This is a genomic window from Accumulibacter sp. (assembly GCF_023806625.1).
In the GTDB taxonomy this organism is placed as follows: domain Bacteria; phylum Pseudomonadota; class Gammaproteobacteria; order Burkholderiales; family Rhodocyclaceae; genus Accumulibacter.
In genome coordinates, this window is record NZ_JAMTDX010000057.1 from 15,820 (window position 1) to 34,671 (window position 18,852).

The window sequence follows — 18,852 nt, forward strand, 5'->3', positions numbered from 1 at the left end:
GCGAAAACGATGCACATGAAAGACCGGATCTACACCAACTGGCGTTGCGAGATCGGCGCCGACGGCCTCGCCTGGGTAACCCTCGACAAACCGGGCGAGTCGACCAATTCGCTGTCGAGCTCGGTGATCGATGAACTTGCCCGGCTGCTCGACGATTTCGAAAGCCAGCCGCCGAAGGCGGTGATCTTTCGCTCGGGCAAGGCCGCAGGCTTTATCGCCGGGGCCGACATCGGCGAGTTCTCCGGCCTCGACACGGCCGAGAAGGGCATCGAGCTCGTCGGCCGCGGCTGGCACCTGTTCAACCGCCTGGCGTCGGTGTCCTACCCGACGCTGGCGCTGGTTCGCGGACACTGCCTCGGCGGCGGCCTCGAACTCGCGCTCGCCTGTCGCCATCTGCTCGTCGTCGACGAGCCTTCGACGCGCCTCGGCCTGCCCGAAGTCATGCTCGGCATCTTCCCGGGCTGGGGCGGGATGCTCCGCCTGCCCGAGCGGATCGGCCCGCAGGCGGCCCTCGACCTGATGCTCACCGGTCGGACGATCGACGCCAGGAAGGCGAAGCGCCTCGGTCTGGCCGACGAGTGCGTTCCCCCGCGGGTGATGGACAGCGCCGCCGCGCAGCTGGTCAGCTCGGGGCAGGCGCGCCGCCGCCTGCCACTGCTGCAGCGCCTGCTCGATGGCCCGGGCCGCGCGCTGGTCGCCAGCGGAGCGCGGAAGCAGGTCGCCAGGCGCGCGCGCATCGAGCACTACCCGGCGCCGTACGCGATCATCGACATCTGGGAGCGGCACCGGGGCAACGCTCTCGCCGCGCCCGAACTGATCGACGGTATCGTTCGTTCGCCGACCGCGCGCAACCTCGTGCGCGTCTTCTTCCTGCAGGAGAGGCTCAAGGCCTTCGGGAAGGGCAGCAGCTTCGAGGCGAAGCGCGTGCATGTCGTCGGCGCCGGCGTGATGGGCGGCGACATCGCCGCGTGGTGCGCGCAGCGCGGGCTCACCGTCACGCTGCAGGACCAGGGGATCGAGCGCATCGCACCGGCGCTGAAGCGCGCCTACTCGGTCTGGGGCCAGCGGATCCGCGACGAGCGCGAGCGACGCGCGCTGATCGACCGGCTGATTCCCGACCCCGAAGGGCACGGCGCGCGGATCGCCGACGTGGTCATCGAAGCGATCTCCGAGGATCTCGAGGCCAAGCGCGCGCTGCTCGCCAGGCTCGACGGCGAGATCAGGCCGGACGCGGTTCTCGCGACGAACACCTCGAGCCTGTCGATCGAGGAACTGAGTCCGGTGCTCGCGCGGCCGGAGCGCCTCGTCGGCATCCACTTCTTCAACCCGGTGGCCAGGATGCCGCTCGTCGAGGTCGTCTCGGCCGAGGGGACGGATCCCGAGATGACCCAGCGCAGCCTGGCCTTCGTCCGGCAGATCGACCGGCTGCCGCTGCCGGTCAGGAGCGCCCCGGGTTTCCTGGTCAACGCGGTCCTCGGGCCGTACATGCTCGAGGCGATGCGTGCCGTCGATGACGGGATCGCCCCGGAGACCGTCGACGAAGCGATGCGTGCGTTCGGCATGCCGATGGGGCCGATCGAACTCGTCGACATGGTCGGCCTGGACGTAGCGATGGCTGCCGGCCGGAGCCTGGCCGGCAAGACGGCCGAGCCGCCGCGCTGCCTCGCCGAGCGCTTCGCCGCCGGGCATCTCGGCAAGAAGAGCGGCAAGGGCTTCTACGACTATACTTCGGGGCGGGCGAACAAGGCCGCTGCCGGAGCGATTCCCGCGGGGCTCGCCGAGCGCCTCGTCCGCCCGCTGCTCGAGCGCACGCAGCAACTCGTCGACCGGGGGATCGTCGCCGACACCGATCTGGCCGATGCCGGGGTGATCTTCGGCACCGGTTTCGCGCCGTTCACCGGCGGCCCGCTCAATTACCTGAGGAGCCAGCATGGCTGAACGGATCGGCGAGCTGCCTGACCGGCAGCCGATCCTGCGCGTCGTGCCGATGCCTTCGGACGTCAATCCCCAGGGCGACGTCTTCGGCGGCTGGATCATGGCCCAGGTCGACGTCGCCGGAGCGATCCCGGCGATGCATCGCGCGCGCGGTCGGGTGACCACGGTGACGGTCAATTCGTTCCTCTTCAGACAGCCGGTTTCGGTCGGCGACGTCGTCAGTTTCTACGCCGAGGTCGTCGCGACCGGCCGCACCTCGATCACCGTCAAGGTCGAGGTCTACGCCGAGCGCCACCCGGCCGAGCCGATCATCGTCAAGGTGACCGAGGCCGTCCTGACCTATGTTGCAATAAACCAACAGGGCGAGAAGCGGCAGCTCCCTGATGGCCCCTGAGATACACACTCTTCTTCGACAATCGGTTTAGGATTACCGTTGAAGTCGTAATCGGTGAGTGGCGGAAATGCCACATTGGAAGAGGTTCTTGGGGGAGCTCAACATGTCACAGAACAAGGTTTCGATGCGCGTCATCCCGGCGTTACTCCTCGCCGGTCTGTCAGGGTCTGCAGCCGCGTCCGGCTTTCAGCTGCTCGAGCAGGGTAGCGGGCTCGGCAACGCCTACGCTGGTTCGGCGGCCAAGGCGAACGACGCCAGCACGATCTTCTGGAACCCCGCCGGAATGACGCAGCTGCAGGGAATCGCGCTGTCCGGGGGGGTCACGGCCGTCCGGCCGAGCTTCTCATTCGGCAACCAGGGGTCGCAGGTGGGTCCGACCTTCGGCGCTGCCGGGGATGGGGGAGATGCCGGTGGCTGGGCCTTTGTTCCGAATCTCTATGCGTCGTGGGCGGTGACGCCCGACCTGTATCTGGGGCTTGGAATCGGTGCCCCGTTTGGCAACGCGACGAAGTACGACAAGCCGTGGAAGGGTAGCGCGCAGTCGGATGAATTCGATATCAAGACGATCAACATCAATCCGTCGATCGCCTATCGGGTCAACGACGTCGTGTCGCTCGGTGCAGGGGTGAGTTGGCAGAAGATCAAGGCCGACTACTATCGTCAGGCAGCCATCGCTCCAGTGGCGTTTACCGGCGTCGAGGCGCACATGGAGATCGACGACTGGGCGTGGGGCTGGAACATCGGTGCGCTGTTCACGATCTCGCCAACGACGAAGGTCGGCGTCTCCTACCGTTCGGCGATCCAGTACGATACCAGCGGCAGCATTTCCCTGGCCGGCAATGGCACGCCGGCCGCCAGTGCCGCCGTGCAACTTCTCTCCGCCGCCGGGCGGGCGAGCAACGTGCAGGCAGACCTCAAGGTTCCCGCTACTGCCATCGTCAGCGTCGTGCAGCAACTGAGCGACCGCTGGGAGATGCTCGGTGACGTGTCCTGGACCGGCTGGAGTTCGATCCAGAACGTCAATATCATCCGCACGTCGGGGCCGCAGGCCGGGCGGACGGCAGAAGTCCTGCCGGCGTTGTTCGACGACACGTGGCGTTTCGCTCTTGGTGCGAACTACCGCTATGCGGACGACCTCAAGTTCATGTTCGGCATCGCCTACGACCAGACGCCGGTCAAGAACGCCGAGACTCGGCTCAGTTCGCTGCCCGACAACGATCGAACCTGGTTTACCGTCGGTGCCCAGTGGAATCCGGCGAAGGAACAGACCCTCGAATTCGGTCTGGCCTATCTGTACATCAAGAACACCCCGATCAACCACAATTCGGCTGCCGAAGGTCGGGGAATCCTGGTTGGGGACTACGATTCGAACATCTGGATCCTGGGTGCCCAGTACTCGATCAAGTTCTGAGCGATCCCTTCGATCTGCAAGAAAGGCCCCGGTCTCCGGGGCTTTTTTTTTCGCCCGAGAAAAGCCCTCCCCGGGGAGTCTGCTCCACTTGACGCAAAGTCCAGCAAGCGTATAATTCAAACGTTCGTTTGAGCGCTCACCGCAGAGCTGCTCCGGGGTGCAGCCCGACGAACACGGATCAGCCAACATCAGGAGGACAGCTTGAGCAACTTCATCGTACGCAAGGCCGCCGTACTCGGGGCGGGCGTGATGGGCGCGCAGATCGCCGCGCACCTCGCGAATGCCGAAGTTCCGGTGGTGCTTTTCGACCTTCCGGCAAAGGAGGGCGACGCCAACGGGATCGTCCGCAAGGCCATCGACGCGCTCCGCAAACTCGAGCCGTCGCCGCTGGCCACGAAGGATCGGGTCGCTTACATCGACGCCGCCAACTACGCGCAGCATCTCGATCGCCTGCGGGGCTGCGATCTGATCATCGAGGCGATCGCCGAGAAGACGGAATGGAAGGACGACCTCTACCGGAAGATCGCTCCCTTCGTTTCGCCCGACGCGATCATCGCCTCGAATACTTCGGGCCTGTCGATCAACCGGCTCGCCGAGGCGCTTCCCGAGGCGCTGCGCCCGCGCTTCTGCGGGATCCATTTCTTCAACCCGCCGCGCTACATGCACCTCGTCGAGCTGATCGCGACGCGCAACACCGAGCCGGCGCTGCTCGACGACCTCGAGTCCTGGCTCGTTTCGCGCCTTGGCAAGGGCATCGTTCGCGCGCTCGACACGCCGAACTTCGTCGCCAACCGGGTCGGCGTCTTCTCGATGCTCGCGGTGATGCACCACACCGAGCGGCTGGGCCTCGGCTTCGACGTCGTCGACGCGCTGACCGGGCCGATCATCGGCCGTCCGAAGAGCGCGACGTACCGCACCGCCGACGTCGTGGGGCTCGACACGCTGGCCCACGTGGTCAAGACGATGCAGGACACGCTGGCCGGCGATCCGTGGCACCGTCACTATGGCGTTCCGGGCTGGCTCGCGGCACTGATCGCCAAGGGTGCTCTCGGACAGAAGACGCGCGGTGGCATCTTCCGCAAGGACGGGCGGACGATCCGCGTGCTCGACCTCGCTCTCCAGGATTACCGCGACAGCGCCGGCGAAATCGACCCGGCGGTCCTGGCGATCCTCAAGAACCGCAATCCGGCCGAGAAGTTCGCCCAACTGCGCGCCAGCGAGCATCCGCAAGCGCAGTTCCTCTGGGCGATCTTCCGCGACATCTTCCACTACACGGCGTTCCATCTCGCGGAGATCGCCAGCAATGCCCGCGATCTCGACTTCGCCATGCGCTGGGGGTTCGGCTGGGCGCAAGGGCCTTTCGAGACCTGGCAGGCGGCGGGCTGGCCGGTGATCGCCGAGGCCGTCAGGGCCGACGTCGAAGCCGGCAGGGCGATGAGCGACGCGCCGCTGCCGGCGTGGGTCTTCGGGCGGGTCGCGGCGGAAGGCGTGCACACCGCGCAGGGTTCGTATTCGGCGAGCCGCGACGCGTTCGAACCGCGCTCGGCGCTGCCGGTCTATCAGCGCCAGATCTTCCCCGAGCGGGTGCTCGGCGAGAAGGCCGTCGCCGGTGCGACCGTCTGGGAGAACGAGGGCGTCCGGCTGTGGACCTTGCCGCAGATCGACGCGGAGATCGCCATCGTCAGCGTCAAATCGCGCAACCACACGCTCGGCCGTGAGGTGATCGTCGGCATGCAGGAAGCCGTCGCGCGCGCCGAGGCCGGTTTCAAGGGGCTGGTCCTCTGGCACGAGGCGCCGTTCGCGTTCGGGGCGAACCTCAAGGAGGTCGCCGAGGCGATCGCCGTGGGCGACTTCGAACTGCTCGAGCAGTACGTCGCCGAGTTCCAGAACACGTCGATGGCGCTCAAGTACGCCAGCGTACCGGTGATCGCCGCGGTCCAGGGGATGGCCCTTGGTGGCGGCTGCGAGTTCCTGATGCACGCCGCCAAGCGGGTCATCGCGCTCGAGAGCTACATCGGTCTCGTCGAGGCCGGAGTCGGCCTGATTCCCGCCGGAGGGGGCTGCAAGGAGTTCGCGGTTCGCGCCGCGCAGCTGGCGGCGAAGACCGCGGGCAACGACCCCTTCGAGTTCATCCAGCCGGCGTTTACGACGATCGCCATGGCCACGGTCTCGAAGAGCGGTGCCGAAGCCAGGGAACTCGGTTTCGCCGTCGACACCGACCGGATCGTCTTCAATGCCAACGAACTGCTCTACGTCGCGCTGCGCGAGGCACGCGGCCTCGCCGAGGCGGGTTACTACCCGCGCCTTTCGCCGCGCGGGATCAAGGTCGCGGGAAGAACCGGGATTGCCAACTGCGAACTGATGCTCGCCAACATGAAGGAAGGCGGGATGATTTCGGCGCACGATTACGCCGTGGCCAGGGCGGCGGCGACGGCGCTGTGCGGTGGCGACGTCGAGACCGGATCGCTGGTCGATGAACAGTGGCTGCTGACCGTCGAGCGCAAGCTCTTCGTCGACCTGCTGAAGAACCCAAAAACCCAGCAGCGAATCCGGCACATGCTGGAAACCGGCAAGCCGTTGCGCAACTGAGCGAGCAAGGAGAACAGAGGATGAGCAAACAGATTCAGGAAGCGTATATCGTCGCCGCGACCCGTCTACCGGTCGGGCGGCGCAAGGGGATGCTCGGGCACGTCCGGCCCGACGACATGCTCGTGCACGCGATCCGTTCGGTGATCGCGCAGGCGCCCGGGCTGGACCCCGCGCTCGTCGAGGACGTGATCGTCGGCTGCGCGATGCCCGAAGCCGAGCAGGGGATGAACGTCGCGCGGATCAGCGTGCTGCTCGCCGGCTTGCCGAACAGCGTTCCGGGAATGACCGTCAACCGCTTCTGCGCTTCCGGGCTGCAGACCGTGGCGATGGCCGCCGACCGGATCCGCCTTGGCGAAGCCGACGTGATGATTGCCGGTGGCACCGAGACGATGTCGCTGATGAACCAGATGATGGGCAACAAGATCGCCTTCAACCCGGCGATCTTCGCGAAGGAAGAAAACCACGCGATCGGCTTCGGGATGGGCATAACCGCCGAGAAGGTCGCCGAGCAGTGGAAGGTCTCGCGCGAGGACCAGGACGCCTTTGCCGTCGCTTCGCACCGGAAGGCGTGTGCGGCGATCGACGCCGGCCACTTCAGCGCCGAGATCTCGCCGTATCCGGTCAGCGCGCGGGTGCCGAATCTGGCCACCGGCGAAGTCAGCGTCAGGGAATACCTGGCCAGGGACGACGAGGGACCGCGCCGCGACAGCAGCGTCGAGGGGCTCGCCAGGCTGCGTCCGGTGTTTGCCGCGCGCGGAACGGTGACCGCCGGCAACAGTTCGCAGATGTCCGACGGAGCCGCCGCCGTCCTCGTCGTTTCGGAGAAGATCCTCCGTCAGTTCGACCTCCGGCCGCTGGCGCGCTTTGCCGGCTTCTCGGTGGCTGGTGTCGCGCCCGAGATCATGGGCATCGGTCCGGTCGAGGCGATTCCCAGGGTTCTCGGCAAGGCCGGGATCCGCCAGGACGAAGTCGACTGGATCGAGCTCAACGAGGCTTTCGCGGCGCAGGCGTTAGCGGTGATCCGGACGCTCGACCTCGATCCGGCGAAGGTCAATCCGCTCGGCGGAGCGATCGCGCTGGGCCATCCGCTCGGCGCGACCGGCGCGATCCGTACCGCGACGCTGGTCCACGGCCTGCAGCGTACGCGGCAGCGCTGGGGAATGGTGACCATGTGCATCGGCACCGGCATGGGTGCGGCCGGGTTGTTCGAGGCGCTCCACTGATCCGTCCCCGGCAGTGAAGGGGGCCTCGTCCGGTGTCCGGGCGAGGCCCTTTTTGCCGTGTCGGTCGAGACGCTTCGCCGGCTACCGGCGCACCCCACGCTGGCGGTTTCCGGCCCGCCTCACGGCGTCCCCTGCGGCCGCTGCGCAGGCGCCAGTCTGGCATAATGTCCGCGGGAAAACCGCCACCAGGGCAGCTCATGGATCCGGAGATACTTGGCAGTCCGGGCTGGCGCGAAGGTCTGCTGGCGATCATCGCGCTGCTCGTGCTGTACATCGTCGTGCTCTACGTGCGCATGCGGCGCCTGCAGCGTCGGGCCGAGCCGAGGCCGTCGCTCGCTGCGCAGTCGGCCGTGGCCGCCTACGCGGCGATCCAGCAGCCCGAAGCGCCGGCGGCATCGCCGGACCAGCCGTCTGAAGCCGCGTTCCCGGCAGGATCGTCCGCGGCTCCGACGGCCGCCGATTTGCCACCGCCAGTCGCCGAACCCGCGCGCACCGACTTCCCCTGGAACGAGCCGCCGCCCGAAGTGCCCGGGAAGGCGGTGATCGACGCGCTGCAGCGCGAACTCTACCTGCTGCGCGGTGAGGTCGACGAACTGCGCGGCGAAGTGCTCGCCGCGCGCGAGGACCTGCGGCGCCAGGCAGCCCAGGTGGCCAGTTCGACACAGGGCGCTTCGCCGTTGTACAAGGAGGCGATGCACATGGCCATCCAGGGACACGACGCGACGGCGATCGCCCACCGCTGCGGGATCGCCCGCGCCGAGGCCGACCTCGTCGTGGCGCTGGCGCGCAACCGCCGCGAGGGTTTCGAGAGCGGTTCGCGCTAGGCGATGGAGACGGGTGCGGTGAGGAAGCCCCGATGGCTGCGCGCATGGGCCGACGTCTTACCGGCTCGCCCCCTTTCTCAACGGGCCGGCGGCGATGACGGGGGCTTGTCCGAACTCAGACGGCGTCTGCTCGGGCGGATGGCCGCGGCCGGCGTACTGGCCAGCGCGCTGCTGGTCGTCGTGCTGCTCGTCGAAGACCCGGGTTCGGGTCAGGAGCCCGCCGTTGCCCGCGAATTCACCGAGCCAGTACCGGTCAGGAAGAAGGAGCCTGCGAGCGGCCCGGTCGAGTCGGCCGTTGCGGACGCGGCGAGCACTGGCGCGGCGCCTGCACCGCAAGCGGTTCCAGCGGTCAGCGATGCGCGATCGGCGGTTGCCGAGTCCAGCGCCGCCACGGCGGCGCAGCCGGCCACCGCTGTGCCACGCCCGTTGTCGGGACACACGCTGCAGTCGGGCGTCGTCGGCGACGCGAGCCGCGCTCAGGAGCTCCAGGCGAGCCTGGCCAGCGAAGGGATTCCGTCGAACGTCGAAGCACTGCTGCAGATCGGTCCGTTCCGGACCCGTGCCGAGGCCGACGAGGTTCGCCGCAAGCTCAAGGCACAGGGGATCGAGACGACAGTCCAGAAGCTGCGCCCGGCACAACCCTGAGCCCGTCGGGCGGCTCTCGCGTGCCGTCGCGCTGCTTCCCCGCGACCTGCTGCCAGAGCTCCGGCTCAGGAGCCGGCTTCGGACAGTTGCCGGCGCAGGCGTCGGGCAAAGACGCTCATTTCGCGGGCTGCCTGCAGGTCCCCCTTCGCTTCGGCAACCTCGATGCCCTGCTCGTAGGCGCGCAGCGCCTCGCCGGGCTGTCCGCTTTCAGCCAGCGCCTTGCCGAGCAGCTTCCACGCTGCCGAGTAGTGAGGGTCCCGTTCGAGCGCTTCGCGCAGGCGCGCGACGGCGCGTCCCGGGTCGCCGGCCTTGAGGTGTTCGTTGCCCAGCGAATAGCGCAGCAGCGCCCCGTCGCGCGAGCCGCCGATGAGCTTCTCGAGATTGGCGATCAGCGCAGCGCTCATTTAATATTCTCCTTCGTTGACAGAGACATTCCAGGGGACAGGATGATGACCAGAACGATCATTTCGACGCCGCACGCGCCGGCGGCAATCGGCACCTACTCGCAGGCAGTCAGGGTCGGCGATACCGTGTACATCTCGGGTCAGCTCGGCCTCGATCCGGCGACGATGAAAATGGTCGACGGCATCGACGCGCAGATCGTTCGCGTCTTCGAGAACCTCAAGGCGGTCGCCGAGGCGGCCGGCGGTACGCTGGCCGACGTCGTCAAGCTCAACGTCTATCTTACCGACCTCGTCAACTTCACGACGTTCAACGAAGTGATGGCCTGCTACTTTTTCGAGCCGTTCCCGGCCCGTGCGGCGGTGGGGGTCGCTGCGCTGCCGCGCGGCGCGCTGGTCGAGGCCGACGCGGTGATGGTCCTCGACGGCTGATGCCCGACGGGGAGGAGATCGCAGCGCCGCCGGCGATCCTCAAACGGCTGTACAAGCTGGGCCTGCAGCGGCGCGACGATCTCGTCCTCCACCTGCCGCTGCGCTACGAAGACGAGACGCAGCTCACTCCGATCGCCGAAGCGCCTGCCGGCGGGCCGGTCCAGGTCGAGGGCCGGATCGTCGACGTGGTCACCCGCAGCGCGCGCCGGCGAGAACTCGTCGTGCGCATCGACGACGGCAGCGGGCTGCTCGACTTGCGCTTCCTGAGCTTCTACGGCAGCCAGCAGCGGGCGCTCGAAACGGCCCGCGACCAAGGGTCGGGCGTGCGCGCCTTCGGCGAGGTGCGCTTTGGCGTCCGCGGGCCGGAGATGATCCATCCGCGACTGCGTATCGTCGCCGGCGACTCCCCGCTGCCGGAGGCGCTGACGCCGGTCTACCCGACGACGGCCGGCCTCGGCCAGACGGCGCTGCGCAGCCTGATCGCTCGCGCGCTGGCCGAGGCGGACCTCGGCGACTCGCTCGACGCCGACTGGTGCCGCGAGCATTCGCTGCCGGCGCTGGCCGATGCGCTGCGCCTCGTCCATTCGCCACCGCCGGAGACGCCGCCGATCGCGCTCGGCGAACGCAGCCACCCGGCGTGGCGACGGATCAAGCTCGACGAGCTCCTCGCGCAGCAGATCGCCTTGCGCCGGGGCTACCTTTCGCGCCGCGAGCAACTCGCGCCGGCGCTGCAGGGCAGTGGCCGGCTGGCTTCACGCCTGCGCGCGGCGCTGCCTTTCGCGCTGACCGCCGCGCAGCAGCGCGTGGTCGACGAGATCGCTGCCGACCTCGCCTGCCGCTCGCCGATGCAGCGTCTGCTGCAGGGCGACGTCGGTTGCGGCAAGACGATCGTCGCGGCGATCACCGCATGCCAGGCGATCGAAGCCGGCTACCAGACGGCGTTCATGGCGCCGACCGAGATCCTCGCCGCGCAGCACTTCGCGAAGCTCAGTGCCTGGCTCGAACCGCTGGACGTCGGCGTGCTGCTGCTCACCGGCGAGGGCGGCGGCAGGGCCAAGCGCGAGCGCCAGCGGGAGGCTGCGCGGGCCGCCGACCTCGTCGTCGGTACGCACGCGCTGATCCAGGACAGCGTCGATTTTTCGCGCCTCGGGCTGGTGATCATCGACGAGCAGCATCGCTTCGGCGTCGCGCAACGGCTCGAACTGCGGCGCAAGGGGGACCATCCGCACCAGCTGATGATGTCCGCGACCCCGATTCCGCGGACTCTGGCGATGAGCTACTGTGGTGACCTCGACGTGTCGGTGATCGACGAGTTGCCGCCGGGCCGGTCGCCGGTGCGCACGCGGCTGTTTTCGGACGGCCGCCGCGGCGAAGTGATCGCCGCGCTGCGCTCGGTCGCCGCGGCCGGGCGTCAGGCGTACTGGGTGTGCCCGCTGATCGAGGAATCGGCGGCGCTCGATCTGCAGCCGGCGCTCGACACGCACGCGGTGCTCAGCGAGGAACTGTCCGAACTGCGCATCGGGCTCGTTCATGGCCGCCTGCACGCCGATGAGAAGGCGGCGGTGATGGACGCCTTCTCGGCCGGCGGGATCGACGTGCTCGTCGCGACGACGGTGATCGAAGTCGGCGTCGATGTGCCGAACGCCAGCCTGATGGTCATCGAGCACGCCGAGCGCTTCGGCCTCGCGCAACTGCATCAGCTGCGCGGCCGTGTCGGGCGCGGTGCCGGCGAGTCGCTTTGCGTGCTGCTCTACCAGCCGCCGCTGTCGGCGGCGGCGAGGGCGCGGCTGAGGGTGATCTTCGAACACGCCGATGGCTTCGAGATCGCCCGCCAGGACCTGCGGCTGCGCGGCCCGGGCGAGTTCATCGGGAGCCGGCAGGCCGGGGTTCCACTCCTGCGCTACGCCGACCTCGAAGCCGACGCCGACCTCGTCGACCTGGCGCGGGCGACCGCGGTGCAGCTGCTGCGCGAGGAGCCCGAACGTGCGACGCGCCATCTGCGGCGCTGGCTCGGCACACGTGAGGAACTGCTCGGCGCTTGAGAAGACCGGCCGGCTCAGCCGACCCTTCGGCGATCGACGGAGGGCCTCTCCTCGGCGCTCGCCGAGGGCCTGCCGGCGACCAGGCCCGAAGCAGCCCCGAGCGCGCAGCGCGTGCCGACGCTGGTCTCGCCGAGCGGGACCAGCGTCGGGCTTGACAGGTCGGGTCATATAACTACACTTGTCGTCATATCGCCCGGTGCGTCGCCGATCGTCAGATGAGGCCGACAATGAAATTCGAATTCGGAGAGGCAATCCCCGCTGAATGGCGGGGGACTTCGCAGGTCTTCGCGGCACTCGGCGACGAGCATCGCCAGCGCATCCTGCTGCTCTTCGAGCCCGGCGAACGTCTCAACGTCGCGCAGATCGCCGGCGCCGGCACGCTCGCCCGGTCGACGGTCGCACATCACCTGAAGACGCTCCGTGATTCGGGCGTGCTGCTCTCCGAGAAAGTCGGCCGGGAAGTGTATTTCTGGATCGACAAGGCGCTGCTCGCCGATTCGCTGCGCCGGGTGCTCGACTATCTCGAGGAGCATGCATGACGCGGGGCGTGCCTTGCGCGCCGGGCACGGGGACGACAGCCAGGTCGAGCGGATGGGCAACTTCGTCGCCCGGCTGAAGCGCGGGGCGAAGTTGCTGCTCCTTGGCTTCGCCCGCGTCCACGGCGAGGACGGCCGGTCCGACGCTTCCGTGCTTCGAGCCGATTCGTCGGCCCGACCCGCTGGTCTTCGATTTCGTGCTCGGGCGACACCTGTCCTCGGGGGGCACCGCTTCGCCCCTGCGATCTTCGAGACCAGCGCCTTCCTTGAAAGGAGAACCGCATGAGTTCCCAGTTCAGCCTGCTCAGGACCCGCCGCTTTGCCCCGTTCTTCGCCACCCAGTTCCTCGGCGCATTCAACGACAACCTGTTCAAGAATGCGCTCGTCGTTCTGCTGACCTTCCAGGCGGCGAGCTGGACGGAGCTGCGCCCCGAGGTGCTCACCAACCTGGCTGCCGGCATCTTCATCCTGCCGTTCTTCCTTTTCTCGGCGACCTGCGGGCAACTCGCCGACAAGTACGACAAGGCGAGGCTCGCGCGCCTCGTCAAGTTGCTCGAGATGGTCATCATGGCCGTCGCCTGGTGCGGCTTCTCGCTGCACAGTCTGCCACTGCTGCTCGCTGGGCTGTTCCTGCTCGGGCTGCACTCGACGCTCTTCGGGCCGGTCAAGTACGCGATCCTGCCGCAGCACCTGCGCGAGGACGAACTCGTCGGCGGCAACGCGCTCGTCGAGGCCGGCACCTTCGTCGCGATTCTCGTCGGCACGCTTTGCGGCGGGCTGCTCGCCGGCGCCGCGGGGCATCCGAACTGGGTCGCCTACGCCGGCCTCGTCGTCGCGGGACTCGGTTACCTGTGCAGTCGCGGGATTCCGGCTGCCCCGGCTCCGGTCCCCGACCTCGTCGTCGGCCTCAACCCCCTCGCGGAGACCTGGCGGAACATCGGCTTCGCGCGCGAGAACCGCACGGTCTTCCTGTCGATTCTCGGCATCTCCTGGTTCTGGCTCTACGGGGCGCTATTTCTCGCCCAGTTTCCGGCCTACGCGAAGAACGTCCTCGGCGGCAGCGAGAGTTCGGTGACCCTGCTGCTCGCCGTGTTCACCGTCGGCGTCGGCCTCGGCTCGCTGCTCTGCGAGAGGCTTTCCTCGGGGCACGTCGAGATCGGTCTCGTCCCTTTCGGGTCGATCGGCCTGACGCTGTTCGGCATCGACATCGCGTTCGCGTCGCCCGGCGTGCTGCCCGCAGGAGCGCCTCTGCAGCTGGTCGACCTGCTCGCCCGGCACGAGACCTGGCGGGTGCTGTTCGACCTGCTCGCGCTCGGGTTGTTCGGCGGCTTCTTCATCGTTCCGCTGTACGCGCTGATCCAGTTGCGCAGCGCGCCCGAACAGCGCGCGCGGATCATCGCCGCGAACAACATCCTCAACGCGCTGTTCATGGTCGTCGGATCGCTGGCCGCCGCCGGACTGCTCGGCGACGGCCTGACGATTCCGGCGCTGTTCGGCGTCGCCGCGGTGTGCAACGCGGCCGTGGCGATCTACATCTACAGCCTCGTTCCCGAGTTCATGCTGCGCTTCGTCGCCTGGCTGCTGGTGCACTCGTTCTACCGGCTCAGGAACAGCGGTATCGAGAACATCCCCGACGAAGGCCCGGCGATCCTGATCTGCAACCACGTCAGCTTCGTCGATCCGCTGGTCATCGCCGCAGCGAGCCGGCGGCCGATCCGCTTCGTGATGGATCACCGGATCTACCGCACCCCGCTGATCGGCATCGTCTTCCGCCACATGCACGCGATTCCGATCGCTCCGGCCAGGCAAGACGCGGCGATGATGGAGGCGGCGTTCGAGGAGGTCGCCCGTGCTCTCGAAGCCGGCGAACTCGTGGCGATCTTCCCCGAAGGGCGGATCACCGACACCGGCGAGCTCTATCCGTTCCGCCCGGGCGTCCAGCGGATCGTCGAGCGCACACCGGTGCCGGTGATCCCGATGGCTCTGCAGGGCCTGTGGGGCAGCTTCTTCAGCCGCAAGGACGGGCCGGCGATGACCCGGCCGCTGCGTCGCGGGATGTTCTCGAAGATCGCGCTCGTCGTGGGCCCGCCGGTCGCGCCGCCGATGGCCACCCCCGAAAACCTGCAGCAGATCGTCGCCGGGCTCAGGGGCGACTGGCGGTAGCCGGCCGGCGGTTTCCGGATGGCCTCAGAGCGCAAAGGCGACGGCCGACCCGACGGCGAGCTGCAGCGTTGCCGCCGCGCTGCCGCGAGCGACCGCGATCTCGACCAGGCCGATGCTGTTCGCGTACCAGAAGGGCTGGCCCGGTGCCGCCTCGGCGAAGACGCGCGCGTGCGCGATGCGCGCCGCGCCGAAGACCAGGGCGTTCTCGCAAGGAAGCCGTTCGGCCCTGATTCCGGTCATCGCGTTCCCGTAATGGTCGATGTAGATGACCTCGGGCAGGTCGGCAGCGGGCAGGACGCATTCCAGCCCGTGGCGTTCCTCGAGCGCCGCTGCCGGCCATTCGCCGGCGGCGATGCGCGCGGCCAGTGGCGCGAACAGGTCGCGGCCGTGGAACGAGGCGGACAGCGAGTCGGGTCGCCAGACGATACGCCAGACGCGCAGTGCCCCGGCGCGCGCGGCGACGACGGCGAGCAGGCCGTTGTCCGGACCGACGAAGATCCTTCCATCGGCTTCGACGACGACCGCTGGCCGGTCGCCACCGACTCCGGGGTCGACGACGGCGAGGAAGACCGTCCCCGGATCGAAGCTCTGCTGCAGCGCGGCGAGGAGGTGCGCGCCGGCCCGCTGAGCGAAGTCCGGCACGCGGTGCAGCAGGTCGACGATCGGCACACTGCGCTTGCCGTGGCGCAGCAGCGACGCCTTCATCTGCCCGACGTAGGGGTCGTCGATCCCGAAATCAGTGAACAGGACGATCATCGGTGGGGGATCGATTGCTGAAAGGGTTGCACGGCCGGCCGGCAGCGTGGCGCCCGGCAGGAACGCGGTCATCGCGATCCCTGCGGCGCGAGGCCTGATTCCGGTCAACGTGCCTGCGGCAATCGTAGCACTCCTGGCCGGCTTCGACCACGGCCAGTCGGGGTAGAATGCTGGCCATGAGACTTTCGGGGAAATCCCTGCGCGAGCGGATCGACCTCTATGAGCGCCTGATGCGTCTCGACAAGCCGATCGGCATCCTGCTGCTGCTCTGGCCGACGCTCTGGGCGTTGTGGCTGTCGGCACTCGGCCGGCCGGACTGGCTCGTCGTCTGGATCTTCACACTCGGGACGGTGCTGATGCGCTCGGCGGGGTGCGTGATCAACGACTTCGCCGACCGTCGTTTCGACCCTCACGTCGCGCGGACCAGCGACCGGCCGCTGGCCGCGCGCCGCGTTTCGCCGCGCGAGGCACTGGTCCTCTTTTTCGTTCTCGTCGTCTGCGCGGCGCTCGTCGTCTGGCCGTTGCGCAGCGCGCTGATGGCCGGGCTCTGCGGGGCGGCGCTGTTCCTCGCGGTCAGCTACCCGCTGACCAAGCGTTTCCTGGCCGTTCCGCAGGCCTATCTTGGAGTCGCCTTCGGCTTCGGCATCCCGATGGCCTACGCGGCCGAACTCGGCAAGGTGCCCGCCGAAGCCGGGTGGCTGCTGCTCGCCAACGTCTTCTGGGCGATCGCCTACGACACCGAGTACGCGATGGTCGACCGCGCCGACGACCTGAGGATCGGCATCCGGACTTCGGCGATCACCTTCGGTCGCGCCGACGTCGCCGCGGTGATGATCTGCTATGTGCTGGCGCTCGCACTGATCGGCTGGACCGGCAGTCGCGTCGGTCTCGGCGTGCCTTTCCATGCCGGGCTGGCGGTCGCCGCGGCGATCGCCGGCTACCATTACACGCTGATCCGCGACCGCGATCCGCAGCGCTGCTTCACGGCTTTCCGGCACAACAACTGGTTCGGTGCCAGCGTCTTCGCCGGGATTGCCGCCGATTTCCTCATGAGCCACGGAGTCGTCCAATGAAAGCCTGGCTTTTTCTCTCGTCGATCGTCCTTGCCGGCGCCGTGCCGGCCGCCGAGGACACGCGCCAGCTCGCGCCGCTTTCGGCCGAGGCCGCAGCGACGCTGCGCGCCGATATGCGCGCAAACCTGCTCGCGATCAACGGGATCCTCGACCTGGTCGCCGCTGGGAAGCTCAAGGAAGCCGGCGAACTGGCCGAAAAGGAACTGGGTTTCGCGGCGATGGGCAAGCACCGCACGCTGCCGTTCGACGCGCGACCCGGACCGCAGATGCCGCCGGAGATGCACCGGATCGGCATCGAGGGACACCAGGCGGCGAATGACTTCGCGCGCATTGCGGCGACTGGCGACCGGGAAAGGACGATCGCCGCGCTGCCCTCGCTGACCGCGCCCTGTGTCGCCTGCCATTACGCGTATCGCCTCCGATAGGCCGGCTCCAGCCGCTGCCCATGAACTACCGCGACCTGCGCGACTTCATCGCCCAACTCGAGACGATCGGCGAACTTCGGCGCGTCGCCCGTGAGGTCGATCCGCGTCTAGAGATGACCGAGATCTGCGATCGCGTGCTGCGCGCCGGCGGGCCGGCACTGCTCTTCGAGAAGCCGCGCGGTCACGCCATTCCGGTGCTCGGCAATCTGTTCGGCACGGCGCGGAGGGTGGCCCTCGGCATGGGGCAGGAGTCGGTCGCCGCGCTGCGCGAGGTGGGCAAGCTGCTCGCCTATCTCAAGGAGCCCGAACCGCCCAGGGGGCTCAGGGACGCCTGGGAGAAGTTGCCGGTCCTCCGGCAGGTGCTGCACATGGCCCCACGCCTGCGCTCGTCGGCGCCGTGCCAGGAGGTGGTTCGCGAGGGACGCGACGTCGATCTCGCCAGCCTGCCGATCCAGACCTGCTGGCCGGGCGACGCGGCGCCGCTGATCACCTGGGGGCTGACGGTCACCCGCGGTCCGCACAAGCCGCGCCAGAATCTCGGCATCTACCGACAGCAGCTGCTCGGGCCGAACCGCCTGATCATGCGCTGGCTGGCGCATCGTGGCGGTGCGCTCGACTTCCGCGATCACTGCCTGCAGCGACCGGGCGAGCGTTTTCCGGTCGCCGTGGCGCTTGGCGCCGATCCGGCGACGATGCTCGCGGCGGTGACGCCGGTTCCCGACACGCTCGGCGAGTACCAGTTCGCCGGCCTGCTGCGCGGCGCGAAGACCGAGGTCGTGAACTGCCTCGGCTGCGACCTGCAGGTGCCGGCGTCGGCGGAGATCGTCCTCGAAGGCTTCATCGATCCGTCCGAGACCGCGCTCGAGGGCCCGTACGGCGATCACACGGGGTATTACAACGAACAGGCGCGCTTTCCGGTGTTCACCGTCGAGCGGCTGACGATGCGCGCCAGCCCGATCTATCACAGCACCTATACCGGCAAGCCACCCGACGAACCGGCGATGCTCGGCGTCGCGCTCAACGAGGTGTTCGTGCCGCTGCTGCAGAAGCAGTTTCCGGAGATCGTCGACTTCTACCTGCCGCCCGAGGGCTGCTCGTACCGGCTGGCGACGGTGAGCATCCGCAAGCAGTACCCGGGGCACGCGAAACGCGTGATGTTCGGCGTCTGGGGCTTCCTGCGCCAGTTCATGTACACGAAGTTGATCATCGTCGTCGACGACGACGTCGATGTCCGCGACTGGAAGGAAGTGATCTGGGCGATGACCACGCGCGTCGATGCGGCGCGCGACACGCTGATCGCCGAGAGCACGCCGATCGACTATCTCGACTTCGCCAGCCCGGTAGCCGGTCTGGGGAGCAAGATGGGCATCGACGCGACCAACAAGTGGCCTGGCGAGACGAGTCGCGAATGGGGCCGGCCGATCGTCATGGATCCGGCGGTCCGCCAGCGTGTCGATTCGCTGTGGGGAGAACTCGGCCTGTGATCGACCGGGCGGACGGGGCCGGCTGCTCGAACCCTTCCGGAGGGTAGCGAAATGCGCGATGGGGGAGGAGGAGATGGGCAACGATCTGATTCCGGAGCGTGATCTCGAGGGCGCTCGCGCCTGGTGCCACGTGATCTACGGCCTGCACGCGCTCGCCGTCCTCGTCGGAGTGCTCGGCGCGGCGACGGTCGCCGGCGCCTTCGTCTTCGGCGTTCCGTCGCTGGTCGCCGTCGTGCTGAATTACTGGAAACGCGGCGAAGTCGAGGGAAGCTGGCTCGACAGTCATTTCCGCTGGCAGATTCGCACCTTCTGGTTCACCTTCGCTTGGCTTGTGGTCTATGGCCTGCTGATCGTCACGCTCATCGGCATCCCGCTCGCCTGGTTGCTGATCGTGGTGCTCGGGCTGTGGGTCGCCTATCGGGTGATTCGTGGCTGGCTCGCGCTCGCCGATCGCCGGCCGGTCGGGGTTCGCTGAAGCGGCCGCCGCGATCCCGCCGGATCGTTGCCCGCCGGGGACCT

General features: G+C 68.2%; 17 protein-coding genes. 15 read left to right on the forward strand and 2 right to left on the reverse strand.

All coding sequences use genetic code 11. From position 1 onward, the window contains the following. Positions 1-9: 9 nt before the first annotated feature. From NFW05_RS10360 to NFW05_RS10390, 7 genes are all read left to right on the forward strand, one after another. Positions 10-1,938, forward strand: coding sequence for a 3-hydroxyacyl-CoA dehydrogenase NAD-binding domain-containing protein (locus NFW05_RS10360; RefSeq protein ID WP_295306036.1), 1,929 nt, complete (start codon positions 10-12; stop codon positions 1,936-1,938). After that, complete coding sequence (locus tag NFW05_RS10365; protein WP_295306039.1) at positions 1,931-2,329, forward strand: acyl-CoA thioesterase; 399 nt, start codon at positions 1,931-1,933, stop codon at positions 2,327-2,329. The genes NFW05_RS10360 and NFW05_RS10365 overlap by 8 nt, the downstream gene beginning before the upstream one ends. 103 nt (positions 2,330-2,432) lie before the next feature. After that, positions 2,433-3,740 (forward strand): outer membrane protein transport protein, encoded by a 1,308-nt coding sequence (locus NFW05_RS10370; RefSeq protein ID WP_295306042.1) that lies wholly within the window; start codon positions 2,433-2,435, stop codon positions 3,738-3,740. 201 nt (positions 3,741-3,941) lie between these two features. Further along, positions 3,942-6,329, forward strand: a complete 2,388-nt coding sequence (locus tag NFW05_RS10375) for a 3-hydroxyacyl-CoA dehydrogenase/enoyl-CoA hydratase family protein (protein WP_295306044.1) — start codon at positions 3,942-3,944, stop codon at positions 6,327-6,329. Positions 6,330-6,349: 20 nt separating this feature from the next. Then, on the forward strand, positions 6,350-7,552 hold the full coding sequence (locus NFW05_RS10380; RefSeq protein ID WP_295306047.1) for an acetyl-CoA C-acyltransferase: 1,203 nt from the start codon (positions 6,350-6,352) through the stop codon (positions 7,550-7,552). A 197-nt stretch (positions 7,553-7,749) separates the two neighbouring features. Beyond that, on the forward strand, positions 7,750-8,376 hold the full coding sequence (locus NFW05_RS10385; protein WP_295306050.1) for a DUF2802 domain-containing protein: 627 nt from the start codon (positions 7,750-7,752) through the stop codon (positions 8,374-8,376). 105 nt (positions 8,377-8,481) lie between these two features. Then, a complete protein-coding gene (locus NFW05_RS10390) occupies positions 8,482-9,021 on the forward strand; it encodes an SPOR domain-containing protein (protein WP_295306053.1) in 540 nt (179 codons plus the stop codon). Between the two features lie 65 nt (positions 9,022-9,086). Here the strand turns inward: NFW05_RS10390 and NFW05_RS10395 are convergent, their stop codons facing one another. Further along, complete coding sequence (locus NFW05_RS10395) at positions 9,087-9,425, reverse strand: tetratricopeptide repeat protein (RefSeq protein ID WP_295306056.1); 339 nt, start codon at positions 9,423-9,425, stop codon at positions 9,087-9,089. A 45-nt stretch (positions 9,426-9,470) separates the two neighbouring features. On the opposite strand from NFW05_RS10395, the gene NFW05_RS10400 reads away from it, so the two are divergent. From NFW05_RS10400 to NFW05_RS10415, 4 genes are all read left to right on the forward strand, one after another. Beyond that, positions 9,471-9,854, forward strand: a complete 384-nt coding sequence (locus NFW05_RS10400) for a RidA family protein (protein ID WP_295306277.1) — start codon at positions 9,471-9,473, stop codon at positions 9,852-9,854. Beyond that, positions 9,854-11,896: an ATP-dependent DNA helicase RecG gene (recG, locus tag NFW05_RS10405; protein ID WP_295306061.1), complete on the forward strand. Its 2,043-nt coding sequence runs from the start codon at positions 9,854-9,856 to the stop codon at positions 11,894-11,896. Before NFW05_RS10400 ends, recG begins: the two co-directional genes overlap by 1 nt. Positions 11,897-12,123: 227 nt before the next feature. After that, positions 12,124-12,435 carry a metalloregulator ArsR/SmtB family transcription factor gene (locus NFW05_RS10410; protein ID WP_295306064.1) on the forward strand — a complete coding sequence of 104 codons (312 nt, stop codon included), beginning with the start codon at positions 12,124-12,126 and terminating at the stop codon, positions 12,433-12,435. A 279-nt stretch (positions 12,436-12,714) separates the two neighbouring features. Next, positions 12,715-14,595: an MFS transporter gene (locus tag NFW05_RS10415; RefSeq protein WP_295306067.1), complete on the forward strand. Its 1,881-nt coding sequence runs from the start codon at positions 12,715-12,717 to the stop codon at positions 14,593-14,595. Between the two features lie 24 nt (positions 14,596-14,619). Here the strand turns inward: NFW05_RS10415 and NFW05_RS10420 are convergent, their stop codons facing one another. Continuing rightward, positions 14,620-15,351, reverse strand: a complete 732-nt coding sequence (locus NFW05_RS10420) for an SAM-dependent chlorinase/fluorinase (RefSeq protein WP_295306279.1) — start codon at positions 15,349-15,351, stop codon at positions 14,620-14,622. Between the two features lie 176 nt (positions 15,352-15,527). Here NFW05_RS10420 and ubiA point away from each other — a divergent pair, with 176 nt between their 5' ends. The 4 genes from ubiA (at position 15,528) to NFW05_RS10440 (ending at position 18,808) form a co-directional block, all read left to right on the forward strand. After that, positions 15,528-16,424 carry a 4-hydroxybenzoate octaprenyltransferase gene (gene ubiA / locus NFW05_RS10425; protein ID WP_295306070.1) on the forward strand — a complete coding sequence of 299 codons (897 nt, stop codon included), beginning with the start codon at positions 15,528-15,530 and terminating at the stop codon, positions 16,422-16,424. Next, complete coding sequence (locus tag NFW05_RS10430; protein ID WP_295306073.1) at positions 16,421-16,849, forward strand: cytochrome C; 429 nt, start codon at positions 16,421-16,423, stop codon at positions 16,847-16,849. The genes ubiA and NFW05_RS10430 overlap by 4 nt, the downstream gene beginning before the upstream one ends. 20 nt (positions 16,850-16,869) lie before the next feature. Then, a complete protein-coding gene (gene ubiD / locus NFW05_RS10435; protein ID WP_295306077.1) occupies positions 16,870-18,333 on the forward strand; it encodes a 4-hydroxy-3-polyprenylbenzoate decarboxylase in 1,464 nt (487 codons plus the stop codon). Between the two features lie 73 nt (positions 18,334-18,406). Further along, the gene (locus NFW05_RS10440) at positions 18,407-18,808 is read left to right on the forward strand and encodes a hypothetical protein (RefSeq protein ID WP_295306080.1); all 402 of its coding nucleotides are present in this window, start codon (positions 18,407-18,409) and stop codon (positions 18,806-18,808) included. Positions 18,809-18,852 lie beyond the last annotated feature (44 nt).

Excerpts from the sequence above, each read along its gene's own strand:
- NFW05_RS10360 (WP_295306036.1), top strand. The coding sequence starts at position 10 with ATGCACATGAAAGACCGGATCTACACCAACTGGCGTTGCGAGATCGGC.
- NFW05_RS10365 (WP_295306039.1), top strand. The coding sequence starts at position 1,931 with ATGGCTGAACGGATCGGCGAGCTGCCTGACCGGCAGCCGATCCTGCGC.
- NFW05_RS10370 (WP_295306042.1), top strand. The coding sequence starts at position 2,433 with ATGTCACAGAACAAGGTTTCGATGCGCGTCATCCCGGCGTTACTCCTC.
- NFW05_RS10380 (WP_295306047.1), top strand. The coding sequence starts at position 6,350 with ATGAGCAAACAGATTCAGGAAGCGTATATCGTCGCCGCGACCCGTCTA.
- NFW05_RS10385 (WP_295306050.1), top strand. The coding sequence starts at position 7,750 with ATGGATCCGGAGATACTTGGCAGTCCGGGCTGGCGCGAAGGTCTGCTG.
- NFW05_RS10395 (WP_295306056.1), bottom strand. The coding sequence starts at position 9,425 with ATGAGCGCTGCGCTGATCGCCAATCTCGAGAAGCTCATCGGCGGCTCG.
- NFW05_RS10400 (WP_295306277.1), top strand. The coding sequence starts at position 9,471 with ATGACCAGAACGATCATTTCGACGCCGCACGCGCCGGCGGCAATCGGC.
- recG (WP_295306061.1), top strand. The coding sequence starts at position 9,854 with ATGCCCGACGGGGAGGAGATCGCAGCGCCGCCGGCGATCCTCAAACGG.
- NFW05_RS10410 (WP_295306064.1), top strand. The coding sequence starts at position 12,124 with ATGAAATTCGAATTCGGAGAGGCAATCCCCGCTGAATGGCGGGGGACT.
- NFW05_RS10415 (WP_295306067.1), top strand. The coding sequence starts at position 12,715 with ATGAGTTCCCAGTTCAGCCTGCTCAGGACCCGCCGCTTTGCCCCGTTC.
- NFW05_RS10420 (WP_295306279.1), bottom strand. The coding sequence starts at position 15,351 with ATGATCGTCCTGTTCACTGATTTCGGGATCGACGACCCCTACGTCGGG.
- ubiA (WP_295306070.1), top strand. The coding sequence starts at position 15,528 with ATGAGACTTTCGGGGAAATCCCTGCGCGAGCGGATCGACCTCTATGAG.
- NFW05_RS10430 (WP_295306073.1), top strand. The coding sequence starts at position 16,421 with ATGAAAGCCTGGCTTTTTCTCTCGTCGATCGTCCTTGCCGGCGCCGTG.
- ubiD (WP_295306077.1), top strand. The coding sequence starts at position 16,870 with ATGAACTACCGCGACCTGCGCGACTTCATCGCCCAACTCGAGACGATC.
- NFW05_RS10440 (WP_295306080.1), top strand. The coding sequence starts at position 18,407 with ATGGGCAACGATCTGATTCCGGAGCGTGATCTCGAGGGCGCTCGCGCC.